The 13,254-nt window shown below is 66.7% G+C and carries 17 protein-coding genes; 11 read left to right on the top strand and 6 right to left on the bottom strand.

Annotation, left to right across the window (positions count from 1 at the left end; all coding sequences use genetic code 11):
• From OG394_RS25160 to OG394_RS25150, 3 genes are all read left to right on the top strand, one after another.
• The gene (locus OG394_RS25160) at positions 1 to 765 is read left to right on the top strand and encodes a DUF3152 domain-containing protein (protein WP_328989525.1); all 765 of its coding nucleotides are present in this window, start codon (positions 1 to 3) and stop codon (positions 763 to 765) included.
• Between the two features lie 74 nt (positions 766 to 839).
• Positions 840 to 1,844 carry a hypothetical protein gene (locus OG394_RS25155; RefSeq protein ID WP_328989524.1) on the top strand — a complete coding sequence of 335 codons (1,005 nt, stop codon included), beginning with the start codon at positions 840 to 842 and terminating at the stop codon, positions 1,842 to 1,844.
• A gap of 7 nt (positions 1,845 to 1,851) precedes the next feature.
• On the top strand, positions 1,852 to 2,511 hold the full coding sequence (locus OG394_RS25150) for an alpha/beta fold hydrolase (RefSeq protein WP_328989523.1): 660 nt from the start codon (positions 1,852 to 1,854) through the stop codon (positions 2,509 to 2,511).
• A gap of 7 nt (positions 2,512 to 2,518) precedes the next feature.
• Here OG394_RS25150 and OG394_RS25145 read toward each other — a convergent pair whose 3' ends face one another.
• Positions 2,519 to 2,923 (bottom strand): RidA family protein, encoded by a 405-nt coding sequence (locus OG394_RS25145; RefSeq protein ID WP_328989522.1) that lies wholly within the window; start codon positions 2,921 to 2,923, stop codon positions 2,519 to 2,521.
• 102 nt (positions 2,924 to 3,025) lie between these two features.
• Here OG394_RS25145 and OG394_RS25140 point away from each other — a divergent pair, with 102 nt between their 5' ends.
• The gene (locus OG394_RS25140) at positions 3,026 to 3,406 is read left to right on the top strand and encodes a winged helix-turn-helix transcriptional regulator (RefSeq protein ID WP_328989520.1); all 381 of its coding nucleotides are present in this window, start codon (positions 3,026 to 3,028) and stop codon (positions 3,404 to 3,406) included.
• Positions 3,407 to 3,432: 26 nt separating this feature from the next.
• Here the strand turns inward: OG394_RS25140 and OG394_RS25135 are convergent, their stop codons facing one another.
• On the bottom strand, positions 3,433 to 3,771 hold the full coding sequence (locus OG394_RS25135; protein ID WP_328989519.1) for a hypothetical protein: 339 nt from the start codon (positions 3,769 to 3,771) through the stop codon (positions 3,433 to 3,435).
• A complete protein-coding gene (locus OG394_RS25130) occupies positions 3,764 to 3,931 on the bottom strand; it encodes a hypothetical protein (protein ID WP_328989518.1) in 168 nt (55 codons plus the stop codon). Before OG394_RS25130 ends, OG394_RS25135 begins: the two co-directional genes overlap by 8 nt.
• A 528-nt stretch (positions 3,932 to 4,459) precedes the next feature.
• Between OG394_RS25130 and OG394_RS25125 the strand changes: the two genes are divergently transcribed.
• Both OG394_RS25125 and OG394_RS25120 read left to right on the top strand, forming a co-directional pair.
• On the top strand, positions 4,460 to 5,800 hold the full coding sequence (locus OG394_RS25125) for a purine-cytosine permease family protein (RefSeq protein WP_328989517.1): 1,341 nt from the start codon (positions 4,460 to 4,462) through the stop codon (positions 5,798 to 5,800).
• A 107-nt stretch (positions 5,801 to 5,907) separates the two neighbouring features.
• Positions 5,908 to 6,180: a hypothetical protein gene (locus tag OG394_RS25120; protein WP_328989516.1), complete on the top strand. Its 273-nt coding sequence runs from the start codon at positions 5,908 to 5,910 to the stop codon at positions 6,178 to 6,180.
• A 94-nt stretch (positions 6,181 to 6,274) separates the two neighbouring features.
• Here OG394_RS25120 and OG394_RS25115 read toward each other — a convergent pair whose 3' ends face one another.
• The 3 genes from OG394_RS25115 to OG394_RS25105 form a co-directional block, all read right to left on the bottom strand.
• Positions 6,275 to 7,240: an ArsR/SmtB family transcription factor gene (locus OG394_RS25115; RefSeq protein WP_328989515.1), complete on the bottom strand. Its 966-nt coding sequence runs from the start codon at positions 7,238 to 7,240 to the stop codon at positions 6,275 to 6,277.
• Between the two features lie 155 nt (positions 7,241 to 7,395).
• Complete coding sequence (locus tag OG394_RS25110; protein WP_328989514.1) at positions 7,396 to 7,956, bottom strand: methylated-DNA--[protein]-cysteine S-methyltransferase; 561 nt, start codon at positions 7,954 to 7,956, stop codon at positions 7,396 to 7,398.
• Positions 7,953 to 8,435 carry an RNA polymerase sigma factor gene (locus OG394_RS25105; RefSeq protein WP_328989513.1) on the bottom strand — a complete coding sequence of 161 codons (483 nt, stop codon included), beginning with the start codon at positions 8,433 to 8,435 and terminating at the stop codon, positions 7,953 to 7,955. The genes OG394_RS25110 and OG394_RS25105 overlap by 4 nt, the downstream gene beginning before the upstream one ends.
• A gap of 336 nt (positions 8,436 to 8,771) precedes the next feature.
• Here OG394_RS25105 and OG394_RS25100 point away from each other — a divergent pair, with 336 nt between their 5' ends.
• The 5 genes from OG394_RS25100 (at position 8,772) to OG394_RS25080 (ending at position 13,247) form a co-directional block, all read left to right on the top strand.
• Positions 8,772 to 9,371: a flavin reductase family protein gene (locus tag OG394_RS25100; protein ID WP_328989512.1), complete on the top strand. Its 600-nt coding sequence runs from the start codon at positions 8,772 to 8,774 to the stop codon at positions 9,369 to 9,371.
• Between the two features lie 12 nt (positions 9,372 to 9,383).
• Positions 9,384 to 10,424, top strand: a complete 1,041-nt coding sequence (locus tag OG394_RS25095) for an ABC transporter substrate-binding protein (RefSeq protein WP_328989511.1) — start codon at positions 9,384 to 9,386, stop codon at positions 10,422 to 10,424.
• A 125-nt stretch (positions 10,425 to 10,549) separates the two neighbouring features.
• Positions 10,550 to 11,263 carry an ABC transporter permease gene (locus tag OG394_RS25090; RefSeq protein ID WP_328989510.1) on the top strand — a complete coding sequence of 238 codons (714 nt, stop codon included), beginning with the start codon at positions 10,550 to 10,552 and terminating at the stop codon, positions 11,261 to 11,263.
• The gene (locus OG394_RS25085) at positions 11,239 to 11,919 is read left to right on the top strand and encodes an ABC transporter ATP-binding protein (RefSeq protein WP_328989509.1); all 681 of its coding nucleotides are present in this window, start codon (positions 11,239 to 11,241) and stop codon (positions 11,917 to 11,919) included. The genes OG394_RS25090 and OG394_RS25085 overlap by 25 nt, the downstream gene beginning before the upstream one ends.
• Positions 11,916 to 13,247, top strand: coding sequence for an LLM class flavin-dependent oxidoreductase (locus OG394_RS25080; RefSeq protein WP_328989508.1), 1,332 nt, complete (start codon positions 11,916 to 11,918; stop codon positions 13,245 to 13,247). The genes OG394_RS25085 and OG394_RS25080 overlap by 4 nt, the downstream gene beginning before the upstream one ends.
• The last annotated feature ends 7 nt before the right edge of the window (positions 13,248 to 13,254 follow it).

Genomic DNA, 13,254 nt, shown 5'->3' with positions numbered 1-13,254 from the left:
TTGAGTGTTACAGCTCTGGCCATCCTCGCAATGGTCGTCGTGGTGCATCCGGATCCGGGTAATCGGTCCAATCTGGCGGTCGAGCTGGTCCAAGCCAGGATCGCTGCCGAACGCACCGAATCCGGCTCTGAACTGCCTGGCGGTGCCGGCGGTCTGCCGACTGTTGCGCCCACGCCTTCGGTTAAGCCGACTGTTCGGCCGACCACTCGGCCGCCGCGTAAGGCGCCGCCGAACATCACCAGGTCGACCGGCCGGCTGGCGATCGTCAAGGGCCGGACCGCGGCCAACAGCGACTCGCACAAACTGACATACCGCATCGAGATCGAGCACGGCCTGTCCGTCAGCGGCCCGGCCGTGGCCGAGGCGGTGCACCGCACGCTGACCGACGAGCGCGGCTGGCAGGCGGTCCACCCGGTCAACTTCGAGCGCACCGACGGGCCCGATCCCGATGTCCGGATCATCCTGGCAACCCCGTCGTTCACCGACAAGCTCTGCAAACCGCTCGAAACCGGCGGCCAGGTGTCGTGCCGGGTCGAGGACCGGGTCGTGCTGAACGCGAAGCGCTGGGCGTACGGGGTGCCGCATTTCGAGGGCAAGATCGACGTCTACCGCGCGTACATGGTGAATCACGAGGTCGGGCACGCGCTCGGCTTCGGTCACTCGCCCTGCTCTGACCAGGGCAAACCCGCGCCAGTGATGATGCAGCAGACCAAGGGCCTGGCCGGCTGCCTGGCCAACCCGTGGCCGATCATCAAGGCGAACTGACACCACCTGCCGGGACCGGCCTTTGACGCTCGTTCGTGAGAGGCTGCGAGAAGGACCCGGAGTGGAGGAGCCCGATGTCGTCATCCGACTTTCCGACGTACGGCCGTGGGGACGATCCGGCCGAGCGCGACGACTCCGACAAGTACGCCCAGCCCACGCCGTACGGCCAAGGTGAGTACGGCCAACCGCCTGCCGAGCCACCGGCCCAGCCGGGTCCGCCGCCGCCTTTTGAGGCGCCGGGTCAAAGGCGCAACATCGGCGAGTTCGGCCCGCCGGCGCATCACGGCCAGCCCGGGCAGTTCGGCCAGCCCGGCTCGTACGGCGGTCCGAGCCAGTACGCCCCTCCGTCCCAGCAGCCGCTGGGTCCGCCCGGTGCTGCGCCCGGCCAATTCGGTCAGCCGGGTCAGTTCGGTCAGCCGGGTCAATATGGTCAGCCGGGTCAATTCGGTCAGCCCGGGCAGTACGGCGTACCGGGGCAGGGTTATCCACAGGGCCCGGGTCATCCCCAGCAGCAGCCGTCCGGGCCGGTTGACGCGTATGGCCACGGCCACGGGCCACTCGCCGAGGTCGGACGCGACGCTCGCGCGGCGAAGGTGCTGCTGATCGCGGCGATCTCGGCCGGGGTCTACGGGCTGCTGGTGCTGACGGTGCAACGCGTTTCCCTGCGGGAGATCGTGCAGGCGCCCGGCTCGTCGCTGAATCACCCGCTGCGCACGGACGTCATCGACTCGATCGGCCAACTGCTGGTACTGATCGTCGGCGCGGCCGCGATCGGGATGTGGGCGCGGGACGTGGTAGCCCGTCGCAAGGCCAAGGTCCAGCCCGATCCCGTCGAACTGGCCGGTCTCGGGCTCGTCGCGGCATCACTGATCCCGCTGCTGGTCTGGCTGGTGATGGTGCTCAGCACTGGGATGGGCGCGATCGACGACACCCTCGAACGCCTGCCCACGGCGTACGGCTGGGGCGGTCTCGGCCTGATCCTGCTGGCGGCCGGCTTCTTCCTCGGCTATCGCGCCCTCAAGCCCGAGGTCTCGAACCCGATCATCCGCTCCGCCCCACAACGCCCGCCCTGGGAGTAGTCCCGTGGTGAGCGTCGTGCTCGTGCCGGGTCTGGGCCTCGGCCCCGAGTCGTACGAGCCGGTCCGCGCCTGCCTCGATCAACCGGCCGAGGTCGTACGCCTGCCTGGCTACGGCCGTACGTCGCGGCGCCACGAAGACCTCAGCCCTCCCGCCTTGGGTGAAGCCCTGATCCGCGAGGTCCAGGCGTTGGGCATCACCTCGGCCGTACTCGTCGGGCATTCCGCGAGCTGCCAGATCGTCGTCGAGGCGGCGCTGGCCCGTCCGGAACTGGTCGCGGGCCTCGTTCTGATCGGCCCGATCGGCGATCCCACGGCCTCGGCCTTCTGGCGCCTGGCCGAACGCTGGATCCGCTCGGCCGTGCACGAACCACTCCAGCTGATCCCCACCCTGCGCCGGCAGTACGCCGGAACCGGGCCGATCGCGATGACCCGAGGCCTCCGCGCGGCCCAGCGCCACGACTTGTCGCGCACCCTCGAAGACCTCAAGATCCCAGTCGTCGTACTCCGCGGCAAACACGACCGAATCGCCCCCGCCTCCTGGACCGACCAGGTCGCCCGCCTCTCCGGCGGCACCGCCCAAACCCTGCCGACCGGCTCCCACCTCCCAGTCCTGACCTGCGGCCCCGAAATCGCCCACGCCATCCAGACCCTGACGACTCCTGACTAGCTCTCGGTCAGTCGAGGATCGCGGTGGCTTCGACCTCAACCAGGTGCTCCGGTACGTCGAGCGCCGCGACGCCCACCAGCGTGCCCGGCGGGACCGGCGTAATCCCCAGCTTGGCTGCCGCTCGCGTGAGGCCCTCGAGGAACTGCGGCATCTTGTCGGGCGTCCAGTCGACGACATACACGGTCAGTTTCGCCACGTCGTCAAAGGAGCCTCCGACCGCGCCCAGCGCCGTACCGACATTGAGATACTGCTCGACCTGCGCGGCCAGGTCCCGTTCGCCGACCGTGCGCCCTTCGGCATCCCAAGCGACCTGCCCGGCGATGAAGATCAGCTTCGCCCCAGTCGCGATCGACACCTGCCGATACACGTCGATCTCCGGCAATCCTTTCGGGTTCACCAGGGTGATGGCCATCTTTGCCTGCTTCCTTGTCGTGGTCTCTTGTGGTTACTCAGGAACCGTAAGAGAGTGTGAGCTGACATGGAAGAACGCACTTTTCAGTGACTGGGGAACCTCATGGTGACCAAGCAGTTCACGGGCTCGCCCGAAGACGCAGACCTCCGACGCGCAGACTCCTTGGCGCGCGAGATCTTCTCGGACGTCGCCAACAAATGGGCCCTCCTGATCATCGAAGCCCTAGGCGACCACACCCTCCGCTTCAGCGAACTACGCAACGAAATCGAAGGCATCAGCCACAAGATGCTCACCCAAAACCTGCGCATGCTAGAACGCAACGGCCTCCTAAACCGCCGCGTCTACCCCACCGTCCCCCCACGCGTCGAGTACACCCTCACCACCCCCGGCCAAGGCCTCCGCAAAACCGTCCACACCATGTGCGACTGGACCCACCAACACCTAGCCCACATCGAAGCCGCCCGCCAAACCTTCGACTCCTAACCCATGGCCGCGCGGCGTCGCTGTCGTCAGCTAGGTAGCGCCTTTCCGCCGATTAGTCCGATGATCGCCCCGAACCCGGCCTTTGCCATGGTGGAGCACGTCTCAATCAATGACGCGGCCTGGGCGGTGGGCTCGTCCAGAATCATGACCAAGGCCACATTGATCAATAGCGCTCCGACGGTGATGCCGAAGACGCTCAGGAAAACCAGCTTGAATACCGGGCTCAAGGTCTCAGCATTCGCAGGGATCTGATCGGTCGCAGCTTGAGCGTGAACCACTTCAGGCGCGGCCTGTCCGCCCGCCGCCGGGGTTGCGGCTTGTACGTCGGCCTGCGCAGGTCCGGCCTGGACGTCGTCGTTATTCACGGCGTTCGCCCCCTGACTCCGTTTCGGCATCCGACGCCGACGTACTCGCGACGTCACTGGCATCAGAGCCCGCATGCCTCCGCACGAACTCCTCGACGATTCGGCGCTGCTGCTCGGGCGTCGGGTCATCGATGACCAACGTGTCGCCGTCTATCGTCAAAACAATCGACGGTTTCGTTGGGCGGCGGAAAATAGCTCGCACAATTCCGCGTGCGCGCACAGTGCTGAATAGAACAGCTCCAGTCGCCAGCACGAGCCCCACGAGCGACGCGAATGACGTTAATTCCATGCCCATCTCCCCCTGGCGACGAGCCCAGTTCAGGAATAGGCGCCGCCATCCTCCCAAAGCGTGACGCCGGTAACACTGCGTGTCAACACCACGTCGGCACCAGGCCACCGCATTGGCGGCCATCGCACGATCGCGAGTTGCGGGTCGGCTCCGAAGCAGACGTTGGCCAGACCGTGGTTGCGGCGTTGCGTCTGGTGGGTCACATGGCGGGGGACGCTGTTGTTGACGTGGAAGGGGAGGGCTAGTCTGCGGGCGTACGGACAATCTTCGCGGGAGCTCGCGCCGGATGCGGGCTGAGAGGGCGACAGAGGAACGGCGGCCGGGAGACCGGGGCGCTGGGATCGGGTCGCCGACCGCCTGAACCTGACCGGGTAATGCCGGCGTAGGGAGCAGGACCTCATGACGTCTACTGCTGTGCGCAACTCTGACCCATCCGCTGAAGCGCCGCTGGTTCTCACTACCGATACGCCGCGCACGCTGGGGTTTTTCGACCAGTTCACGCTTTGGGGCAATCTCGGGATCTCGTTGTTCGGGCCCGTCACCGGCGCGCTCGTCGCGGCGTACACCGGATCCCTGGTCAAGGGATTGCTCGCCGTAGTCGTTGGCTGCGTTCTTGGCGCGTTGGTGCTCGGTGGTGCGGCTGTGTTCGGGTCGCAGACTGGCGCGCCGGCGATGGTCGCGTTGCGGGGGATTTTCGGGCGGCGGGGTTCGCTCGCGCCGACGGTGCTGAACATCGCGCAGAACATCGGCTGGGCCACGATGGAGATCATCGTCATCTCGCAGGCGGCCGTCGCGATCACGGGGGAGCGCTGGCGCTGGCTGTTCGTCATCCTCGCGGGCGTCATCGCCACGACGATGGCTGTGAAGCCGCTGGGCAGCGTGAAGTTGTTGCGTAAGTTCATGGTCTGGCTGGTGCTGCTGGCCTCGGTGTACCTCTTCATCCAGGTGCTCGGGAAGCCGGTGCAAGATCTGCCGCAGGAGGGCGTCTTCGGCTTCTGGCCGGCGGTGGACCTGGCCGCGGCGGGCGTTGTCTCGTTCGCTCCGCTGGCTGCCGATTACACCCGGCACTCCAAGTCGAACAAGGCCGCGTTCCTCGGATCGTCGCTCGGTTACGGGCTGGCCGCGGTCGCGTACTTCACGCTCGGCGTGCTGGCCGTCGCGACCCTGCAGACCGACAGCGAGGGCGTCATCACGGCCCTGGTCACGCTGCCCGCCGGGGCGATCGCGTTGTTCGTGCTGCTGGTCGACGAGGTGGACGAGGCCTACGCGAACGTCTACTCGACCACGATGACCGCGCACAACGTCATCGGCCACATCGACCGGCGCTGGATCTCGGTCGCGATCGGCGTCCTCGCGACCACGCTCGCGATGTTCGTTGACCTCGGCAACTACACGCAGTTCCTCTACCTGATCGGCTCGGTGTTCATCCCGCTGTTCGCGGTCGCGATCGCCGACTTCTTCGTGGTCAGCAAGATGAACTGGGACGTCTCGGACACCGCCCGCTTCCGCTGGCAGCCGGCCGTCGCCTGGTTGATCGGGTTCGTGACGTACCAGCTGGTGAACCCGGGCACGGTCAAGGGCTGGTCGGACTTCTGGGTGGACGTCCAGGCGCGGCTGCTCGACCTGGCCGGGACGGACGCCGTACCGGGCTGGCTGGGCGCGACGTACACCTCGATCGTGGTGTCGATGGTCGCCGCCGTACTGCTCGGCAAGATCGGCGCAAGGGCTGTTCGGGTCTGACCGAATAATACCGGCGCCTTTCGGGCCGGGCCGAAGATCAATAGCGGGACGTACGCCGGAAAAAGCATTCTCGAGGCATCGAAGGAAATACTCGAGAAGGAGGCGTTATGAACATTCGCAGGACGATCTTCAGCATCGCGGCCGGTGCCGCACTGACCGTCGGTGGTTTCGCGCTGCCGGCCGCGCAGGCGGTCGAGGCTCCGGTCGGTACGGCCGGCACGGTCCAGGCTGCCGACAACTGGCAGTACGTCGGTGACTTCTTCTGGCAGTCCGATTGCCACGCCGCCGGTGCCGCCGGTACCAAGTGGACCAAGTACAAGTGCGTCGACGGCAGCGCCTTCCCCGGTGACGACTACGAGCTCTGGGTCGTCTACAAGTAAGCCCCGGCCCCCAGCCGGAGGTGAAGGCCCCCACCCGCAATGGGTGGGGGTCTTCACCATGTTTTCCGACCACTCGCGGAAGGAAAACAGGTGGTTAGGCGCCGAGGAGGACGCGGCCGGTTGGGCCGATGGTGTGGTTGACGGCGGCGCCCACTCGGCGCGTGCTGATCAGGCCGGCTTGGTTGAGCACGCGTGCGTGTTCACTCGCCGAGGCGGGCGAGATTCCGACCCGTTGCGCGAGCTCGGTGGTCGAGCAACCGCCGAGCGAGATCGACCGCAAGACCGCTGCCCGCGTTCGACCCAGCAGACTCCCGAGTGCCTGCTCGGTGGCGGCCTTGGTCTCGGCAACGGGTTCCACGAACGGCCGGTGCCGAACCGGATATACCAGCACTGGTTGGAGATTCGGGTCCCGCAAGGTGATCGGATATCGCCAGCAGAAGTACGACGGGATCAGGCGCAGCCCACGCCCGTCCAGGTGCAGGTCTTGCGATCGGGCCCGGCCGAGGTCGACCTCAAGCACCGGCGAATTCCACGCCATGCCCTGGTTCAGCTCGGAGCTCAGACCGCCAAGACCGCGAGTCATGAAGGTCTTTGCCCGAGCATTGAGATCGTGGTCCACTTCCTGGCTGATCGTCGGCCAATAGGGCCGGATGTACGACCGGAAGTAGCCGCGCATCGCCCGCGCGAGCCGGTTCGGCCCGTCGGCGGCGAGCAGGCTGCCCGCCCACCGCGGAGTGTCGTCCAACCGCTCGAGGTCGGTCCGCAACCGGCCGCGATCCGTTCGGGCGAGCGCGTCCAGCCCGGCTCCGAGCCCATCCGCCGACTCCGGCGGGGTGAGGAAGTCCGGCGAATAGCCCGTCGCCGGCGCCAGCTCCAGCAGCCTGCGCTCCTGCTCACCGAGCCCGGACCGGACCCGTCGCCGCCACTTCCCGAACACCTGTGGAGCGTCGTCTGTCTGCAACTGGTGCAGGCTGAGCAACAGCTCCCAGAGTGGATCGGGTTTGGCCGCGAACGTCGTCCGCGCCACATCCTCACAGGTGAAATGGATCCTCAGTCCCATGGCGAACCCCCAGATTCCGCACCGGCACATTAAGGCGGAGAAATCACCGCCATCCATTTCACCGTAACCAGCGAGACGTCCAGGTCAGGACTTGGCGTGTTGCAATCCCGTCTCAGCGGAAACACGCAGCAGAAACAATTCGACCAGCATTGAATCTATTGCCGTTCGAGGTTCAGAAGAAAGGCTTTTGCTTCCAATCCACCCGCGTATCCGGTCAGCGCGCCACTCGCGCCGACCACCCGGTGGCAGGGCAGCAGTACGCAGACCGGGTTCGCGCCCAGCGCCGTACCGATGGCCCGGGCGGCCTTGGGGCGGTGCAGCTCGCGGGCCAGCTCGCCGTACGTCGTGGTGTGGCCGAACGAGGTGTACGTCGGGAGGTCGCCGAGCACCAACCGCTGGAACGGGGTTGCCAGCGCCAGGTCGACGTCCAGGTCGAACGCCTTCCGCCGTCCCGCGAGGTATTCGTCCAGCTGCCGGCGGACATCGTCAACAGCTGAAGGTTTGCGCAGTACGCGCGGTGAGATCGACCGGGCCAACCGGTTGGTCATCGTCTCCTCGTCCCCGAAGGAGCTCGCCACTACGCGGCCATGGGCGATGGCCAGCAGCATCGTGCCGATCGGGGTGTCGTGCAGCGCGTAGGAGACGTCGGAGTCGGGGAGCACCGGCGGGGCGCCGTACGCCGGGCCTGTCTGCAGTCGGTTCTCGAGTTCGGTCATTGGTCCAGTTCCTTGCGAAGGGTGGCGAGCGCGTCGCTGACGAGTCGTCGGGACGCGGCCGGGGTGGTGTCGAGGGCGGCGGCCACCGCCTTGTGATCGAGATCGGCGACGTACTTCAGCGTGACCGCCACCCGTTGCCGTTCGGGTAGCGCGCCGACGGCCTTCCAGAGATCCGGGTCCGGCCAGTCCGTCACGTCCGGGCCGGCGACGGTCAACGGGAAGTCGTCGTCCAACGGCGACTGTGGCCGTCGGGATCTGTGCAGGTCAGTCGCGCATCGGGCGGTGATGGTCAGCAGCCAGCTCCGCAGGTTCTTCGCGGAGGTGAGGCCGGGGTAGGCGTTGAGGGCCTTCTCCCAGGCTCGCTGGGCCACGTCGTCACCGTCGACGGGCCCGGCCAGTGCGCGGGCTAGGCGCGCCACGTCCCGCCAGTGCGCGTCGATCAGCGCCTGGAACGGTGGCAGCGCGTTCGGAGTTGGCATCACGTCAGTAGAACGCACGCAACGCCTGGCGTGTGAGTCCAAAAGCAGAGCAGCCGTCCCGGATCGCGAGATTGTCTAGTTATCGAGTCGACATTGATGAGAGAGTCGTTGACATGACAGGGACGAGCAAGGACCGCAGCCAGGTGCTGCCGCGGCTCGTCACGTCCTGGCTGACCCGTCGTCGCAACATCGACCAGATGCGGATCGCCAGCGCCCTCTGTCGCTGATCACCGGCACCACCTCTCTGCCTTTCTCCAAGCGGCACCCCTAGCCCGGGTACGCCGCCGATCAGCCCTGCCCACCTCGCTCCGTGGACGACCCCGAGGGAGATCCGTCATGTCCATTCAGGCCATCACGTCCGCCCGTTCCGCTCGCAAACAAGCCCGCAAACACACCCACACACCCGGTACGACGCACGCGCTGTCCGTCGTACCGGCTGAACCCACCGAACGCCCGGTGGACGCCGACGTCTATCGCAACGTCTTCCGCCGGCACGCCGCCGGAGTCGTCGTCATCACCGCCGACGCCGGGCACGGGCCGGTCGGATTCACCGCCACCTCGCTCGTCTCGGTGAGCCTGCTGCCCCCGCTGGTCTCGTTCGCGATCTCGACAACGGCGTCGAGCTGGCCGACCGTGCACGCCGCGAACAGCCTGGTGATCAACTTTCTCGACGCGGGCCAGACCGAACTGGCCGGGCGGTTCGCCACCAGCGGGATCGACCGCTTCGCCGAACCGACCCGCTGGTCCCGGCTGGACTCGGGCGAACCGGCCCTGGACGACGCCCCGAGCTTTCTGCTGGGACACGTCGAACACCGCTTCGGCGTCGGCGATCACCACATCATCGTGGCTCGGCTGGCCACGCATACCGAACGGCGCGAGCACGATCCGCTGCTCTACCACGACGGCCGGTACGCCACCACCGACCGTCCTTCCTGAAGGAGAACTCCCTTGCGTACAAGGATAATTCTGGCTGCCGCTCTCGCCTTCACGCCGGTTCTGGCCGGTTGTGGTAGCGACGCGGACGCGGCCGGTAACCTCGCGCCGGACGCACCGCTGCCGAGCGTCGTACCGGCCGGCACCAAGATCGTCGTCGGCGATCCCGCCACTCGCGTCGCGCTGCAACTGTCCGGGCAACTCGACAAGTTCACCGCGAAGATCGAATTCGCGAACCTCAGCGGTGGACCGCAGACCACCGAGGCGTTCCGGGCCAAGGCGCTGGACGTCGGTTCGGTGGCCGAGATCCCCCCGATCCACGCGACCTGGACCGGCTTGAAGGTGAAGATCGTCGCCTCGAAGTTCCGGCAGGACCCGATCAACCACCCGATCTACGAACTCGGCATCGCGCCCGGTGTCCACGTGAAGACGCTGGCGGACCTGAAGGGCAAGACGATCGCCTACAGCCCCGGTCAGGCGCAGGGCGCGTTGGTGCTCAAGGTGCTGAAGAAGGCCGGGCTGACCAAGGACGACGTCAAGCTGATCGAACTGCCGAGCACGGGTGACATCTACCCGAACGCCCTGGCCGCCAAGCAGGTCGAGGTCGCGCCGATCGGCGGCGTCTCGATCAAGCGGTATCTCGGCAAATACGGCAAGGACGGCGCGACCACCATCCGGCACGGCCTGCGCGACGACCCGGGCCACCTCTACGTACTGCAGTCCTCGCTCGAGGATCCGGCCAAGGCGGCCGCGATCCGGGAGTACGTCGCCGCTTGGGGTGTCGCCCAGGAGTGGATCGACAAGCACCCGAAGGAGTGGATCGAGGGGTATTACGTGAAGGACCAGGGCTTGTCTGCCGAGGATGGCCAGTGGCTCGTCGACAATGCCGGTCATCCGGACATCACGCCGGACTGGAGTGGCGCGATCAAACGGCACCAGGAGACGATCGAACTGCTCGCGCCTGAGACCGGCAATAAGGTGATCCCGGCAACCGACTTGTACGACCTTCGCTTCCAGACCGTCGCCGCCGACGCGATCAAGGCGGCCGGGAAATGAGCGCGACGACGTTGGTCGACGTTCGACGTCCGGTGGCTGCCATCCAACCTGCGGTCCGTCGGCGGAAGCGGCTCGGGCCGGGGAAGCCGATTCGCTTTGGAAGCTTTCTAGGACCCCTTGTTTTATTGGGGTTGTGGACCATCGGTTCCGCGACAGGGCTGCTCGATCCGCGAATTCTGTCGGCGCCGTGGACGGTAGTCACCACCACCGGTGAGCTGATCGCGGACGGCCGGTTGCAGTCCAACCTGCTCACCTCGACTCAGCGCGCGGTCGTTGGTCTCGGCCTCGGCATCATCCTCGGCACGGTGCTCGCGCTGGCGTCCGGGCTGAGCCGTTGGGGCGAGGCGCTGCTCGATGGACCGATCCAGATCAAGCGAGCCATTCCCGCGCTCGCGTTGCTGCCGCTGCTGATCCTTTGGCTCGGTATCGGCGAAACGATGAAGATCACCACGATCACCCTCGGCGTCTTCGTCCCGATCTATCTCCATACCCACAACGGTTTGCGGGCCATCGACAGCCGGTACGTCGAACTCGCGCAGACGGTCGGCCTGAGCCGGACCGAGTTCATCCGCAAGGTCGTGTTGCCGGGCGCGTTGCCGGGATTCCTGCTGGGCTTGAGGTTTGCCGTCACCGGCGCCTGGTTGTCGCTCGTGGTGGTCGAGCAGATCAACGCCACCAGCGGTATCGGCTACATGATGGAACTGGCCCGCACGTACGGGCAGACCGACGTGATCATCGTCGGCCTGGTCTTGTACGGAATTCTCGGACTGCTGTCCGACGGTACCGTCCGGTTGATCCAGAGGAGGGCATTGTCATGGCGACGCACACTGGCGGACTGACGGCGACTGTTGAGGTCGGCAATCTGGTACGACGGTACGGCGACCGCGTGGTGCTGGACGGGATTGATCTGCGCATCGCGCCGGGCGAGTTCGTCGCGCTGATCGGTAAGAGCGGCTCGGGCAAATCCACTTTGCTGCGGGCATTAGCCGGGCTCGATCACGAGGTCGAGGGCACGGGCGTGATCGATGTCCCGGGCAACGTTTCGGTCGTCTTCCAGGACTCTCGGTTGCTGCCTTGGGAGCGGGTGCTGAGCAACGTCACGCTCGGCCTTCGCTCCGCGGATGCCTCGCAGCGTGGGCGCGACAGCCTGGCCGAGGTCGGTCTGGCCGGGCGCGAGGATGCGTGGCCGAACGAGTTGTCTGGTGGCGAACAGCAACGAGTGGCGTTGGCCAGGTCGTTGGTCCGGGAGCCGGAATTGCTGCTGGCCGATGAGCCGTTCGGCGCGCTGGACGCGTTGACCCGGCTCAAGATGCACGTGTTGTTGCGCCGCCTTTGCGAGGCGCATCGGCCCGCGGTCCTCCTGGTCACCCACGACGTCGACGAGGCGATCGCGCTCGCCGACCGGGTGATCGTGCTGGACGAAGGCCGCGTCGTTGCCGAGGAGTCGGATGGAGACCGCAATCGCCTGCTTGAGGCTTTGGGAGTGACGGTATGACCTTGCATTTGAACGCATTCCTGATGAGCACCGGGCATCACGAGGCCTCGTGGCGGTTGGCCGAGAGCAATCCGGTCGCGAATACCGATATCGAGCACTATCGCGAATTGGCCCGCATCGCCGAACGCGGCAAACTCGACTCGATCTTCTTCGCGGATTCGCCGGTGCTCTGGAACGACGTCGGCAGGCGTCCGTCGGGATCGCTCGAGCCGACCGTCCTGCTCACCGCGATCGCGGCCGCGACGACGCATATCGGGCTGATCGCGACGGCCTCAACGACGTACAACGATCCCTATAACCTCGCGAGGCGGTTCGCGAGCGTCGACCACGTCAGCGGCGGTCGTGCCGGGTGGAACGTCGTCACCACGGCCGGGCCCGAGGCGGCGAAGAACTTCAACCTGGCGGATCAGCCCGCGCATGCCGAGCGGTACGACCGGGCGGCCGAATTCCTCGACGTGGCCCGCAAATTGTGGGACAGCTGGGCGGACAACGCGACGCTTGCCGACAAGGCCGAGGGGGTTTGGGGCGATAACGCGAAGGTCCAGCCGATCGACCACGTGGGAAGGCATTTCCAGGTCCGCGGGCCGTTGAACGTGCCGCGTTCGCCGCAGGGGCATCCGTTGATCGTGCAGGCCGGGTCGTCCGAGGACGGGAAGGGGCTGGCCGCTCGGTACGCGGAGGCGGTCTTCACGGCGCAACAGACGTTGGCGGATGCCCAGGAGTTCTACGCCGACCTCAAGCGCCGTACGGCGGCAGTGGGACGGGATCCGGCCGGGTTGAAGATCTTGCCCGGGATCGTGCCGGTCATCGGTGTCACCGAGGCGGAGGCGTTGCGGTTGGAGCGGGAGCTGGATGAGCTGATCAAGCCCGAGTACGCCCGGGCGCAGCTGGCCAAGACCCTGCGGGTGAAACCGGAGGACCTGCCGCTGGATCGACCCCTGCCGGCGGATCTGCCGGACGAGGACGAGATCGAGGGGGCGAAGAGCCGGTACACGCTGATCGTCACGCTTGCGCGCCGGGAGAACCTCACCGTGCGGCAGCTGATCGGCAGGCTCGGCGGTGGACGCGGTCATCGGACGTTCAGCGGTACGCCGGAGCAGGTGGCCGACGCGATCCAGGAGTGGTACGACGCGGGCGCCGCGGACGGGTTCAACATCATGCCTGCCGTCTTGCCGTCGGGGCTGAGCGCCTTTGTGGATCACGTGGTGCCGATCCTGCAGCGGCGCGGGCTCTTCCGGACGTCGTACGAGGGCACGACCTTGCGCGACCACTACGGCCTCCCGCGGCCAGCCGGCCGTACGACCGCTTTAGAGGAGGCCTCGGCCTGAAGTTATG

The sequence above is a fragment of the Kribbella sp. NBC_01245 genome, assembly GCF_036226525.1.
Classification (GTDB): domain Bacteria; phylum Actinomycetota; class Actinomycetes; order Propionibacteriales; family Kribbellaceae; genus Kribbella.
This window is presented reverse-complemented; position numbering and strand designations above follow the sequence as displayed.

Bases quoted from the DNA above. Each gene is read 5' to 3' on its own strand.
- OG394_RS25155 (WP_328989524.1), top strand. From the start codon at position 840: ATGTCGTCATCCGACTTTCCGACGTACGGCCGTGGGGACGATCCGGCC.
- OG394_RS25145 (WP_328989522.1), bottom strand. From the start codon at position 2,923: ATGGCCATCACCCTGGTGAACCCGAAAGGATTGCCGGAGATCGACGTG.
- OG394_RS25140 (WP_328989520.1), top strand. From the start codon at position 3,026: ATGGTGACCAAGCAGTTCACGGGCTCGCCCGAAGACGCAGACCTCCGA.
- OG394_RS25125 (WP_328989517.1), top strand. From the start codon at position 4,460: ATGACGTCTACTGCTGTGCGCAACTCTGACCCATCCGCTGAAGCGCCG.
- OG394_RS25120 (WP_328989516.1), top strand. From the start codon at position 5,908: ATGAACATTCGCAGGACGATCTTCAGCATCGCGGCCGGTGCCGCACTG.
- OG394_RS25115 (WP_328989515.1), bottom strand. From the start codon at position 7,240: ATGGGACTGAGGATCCATTTCACCTGTGAGGATGTGGCGCGGACGACG.
- OG394_RS25110 (WP_328989514.1), bottom strand. From the start codon at position 7,956: ATGACCGAACTCGAGAACCGACTGCAGACAGGCCCGGCGTACGGCGCC.
- OG394_RS25105 (WP_328989513.1), bottom strand. From the start codon at position 8,435: ATGCCAACTCCGAACGCGCTGCCACCGTTCCAGGCGCTGATCGACGCG.
- OG394_RS25100 (WP_328989512.1), top strand. From the start codon at position 8,772: ATGTCCATTCAGGCCATCACGTCCGCCCGTTCCGCTCGCAAACAAGCC.
- OG394_RS25085 (WP_328989509.1), top strand. From the start codon at position 11,239: ATGGCGACGCACACTGGCGGACTGACGGCGACTGTTGAGGTCGGCAAT.
- OG394_RS25080 (WP_328989508.1), top strand. From the start codon at position 11,916: ATGACCTTGCATTTGAACGCATTCCTGATGAGCACCGGGCATCACGAG.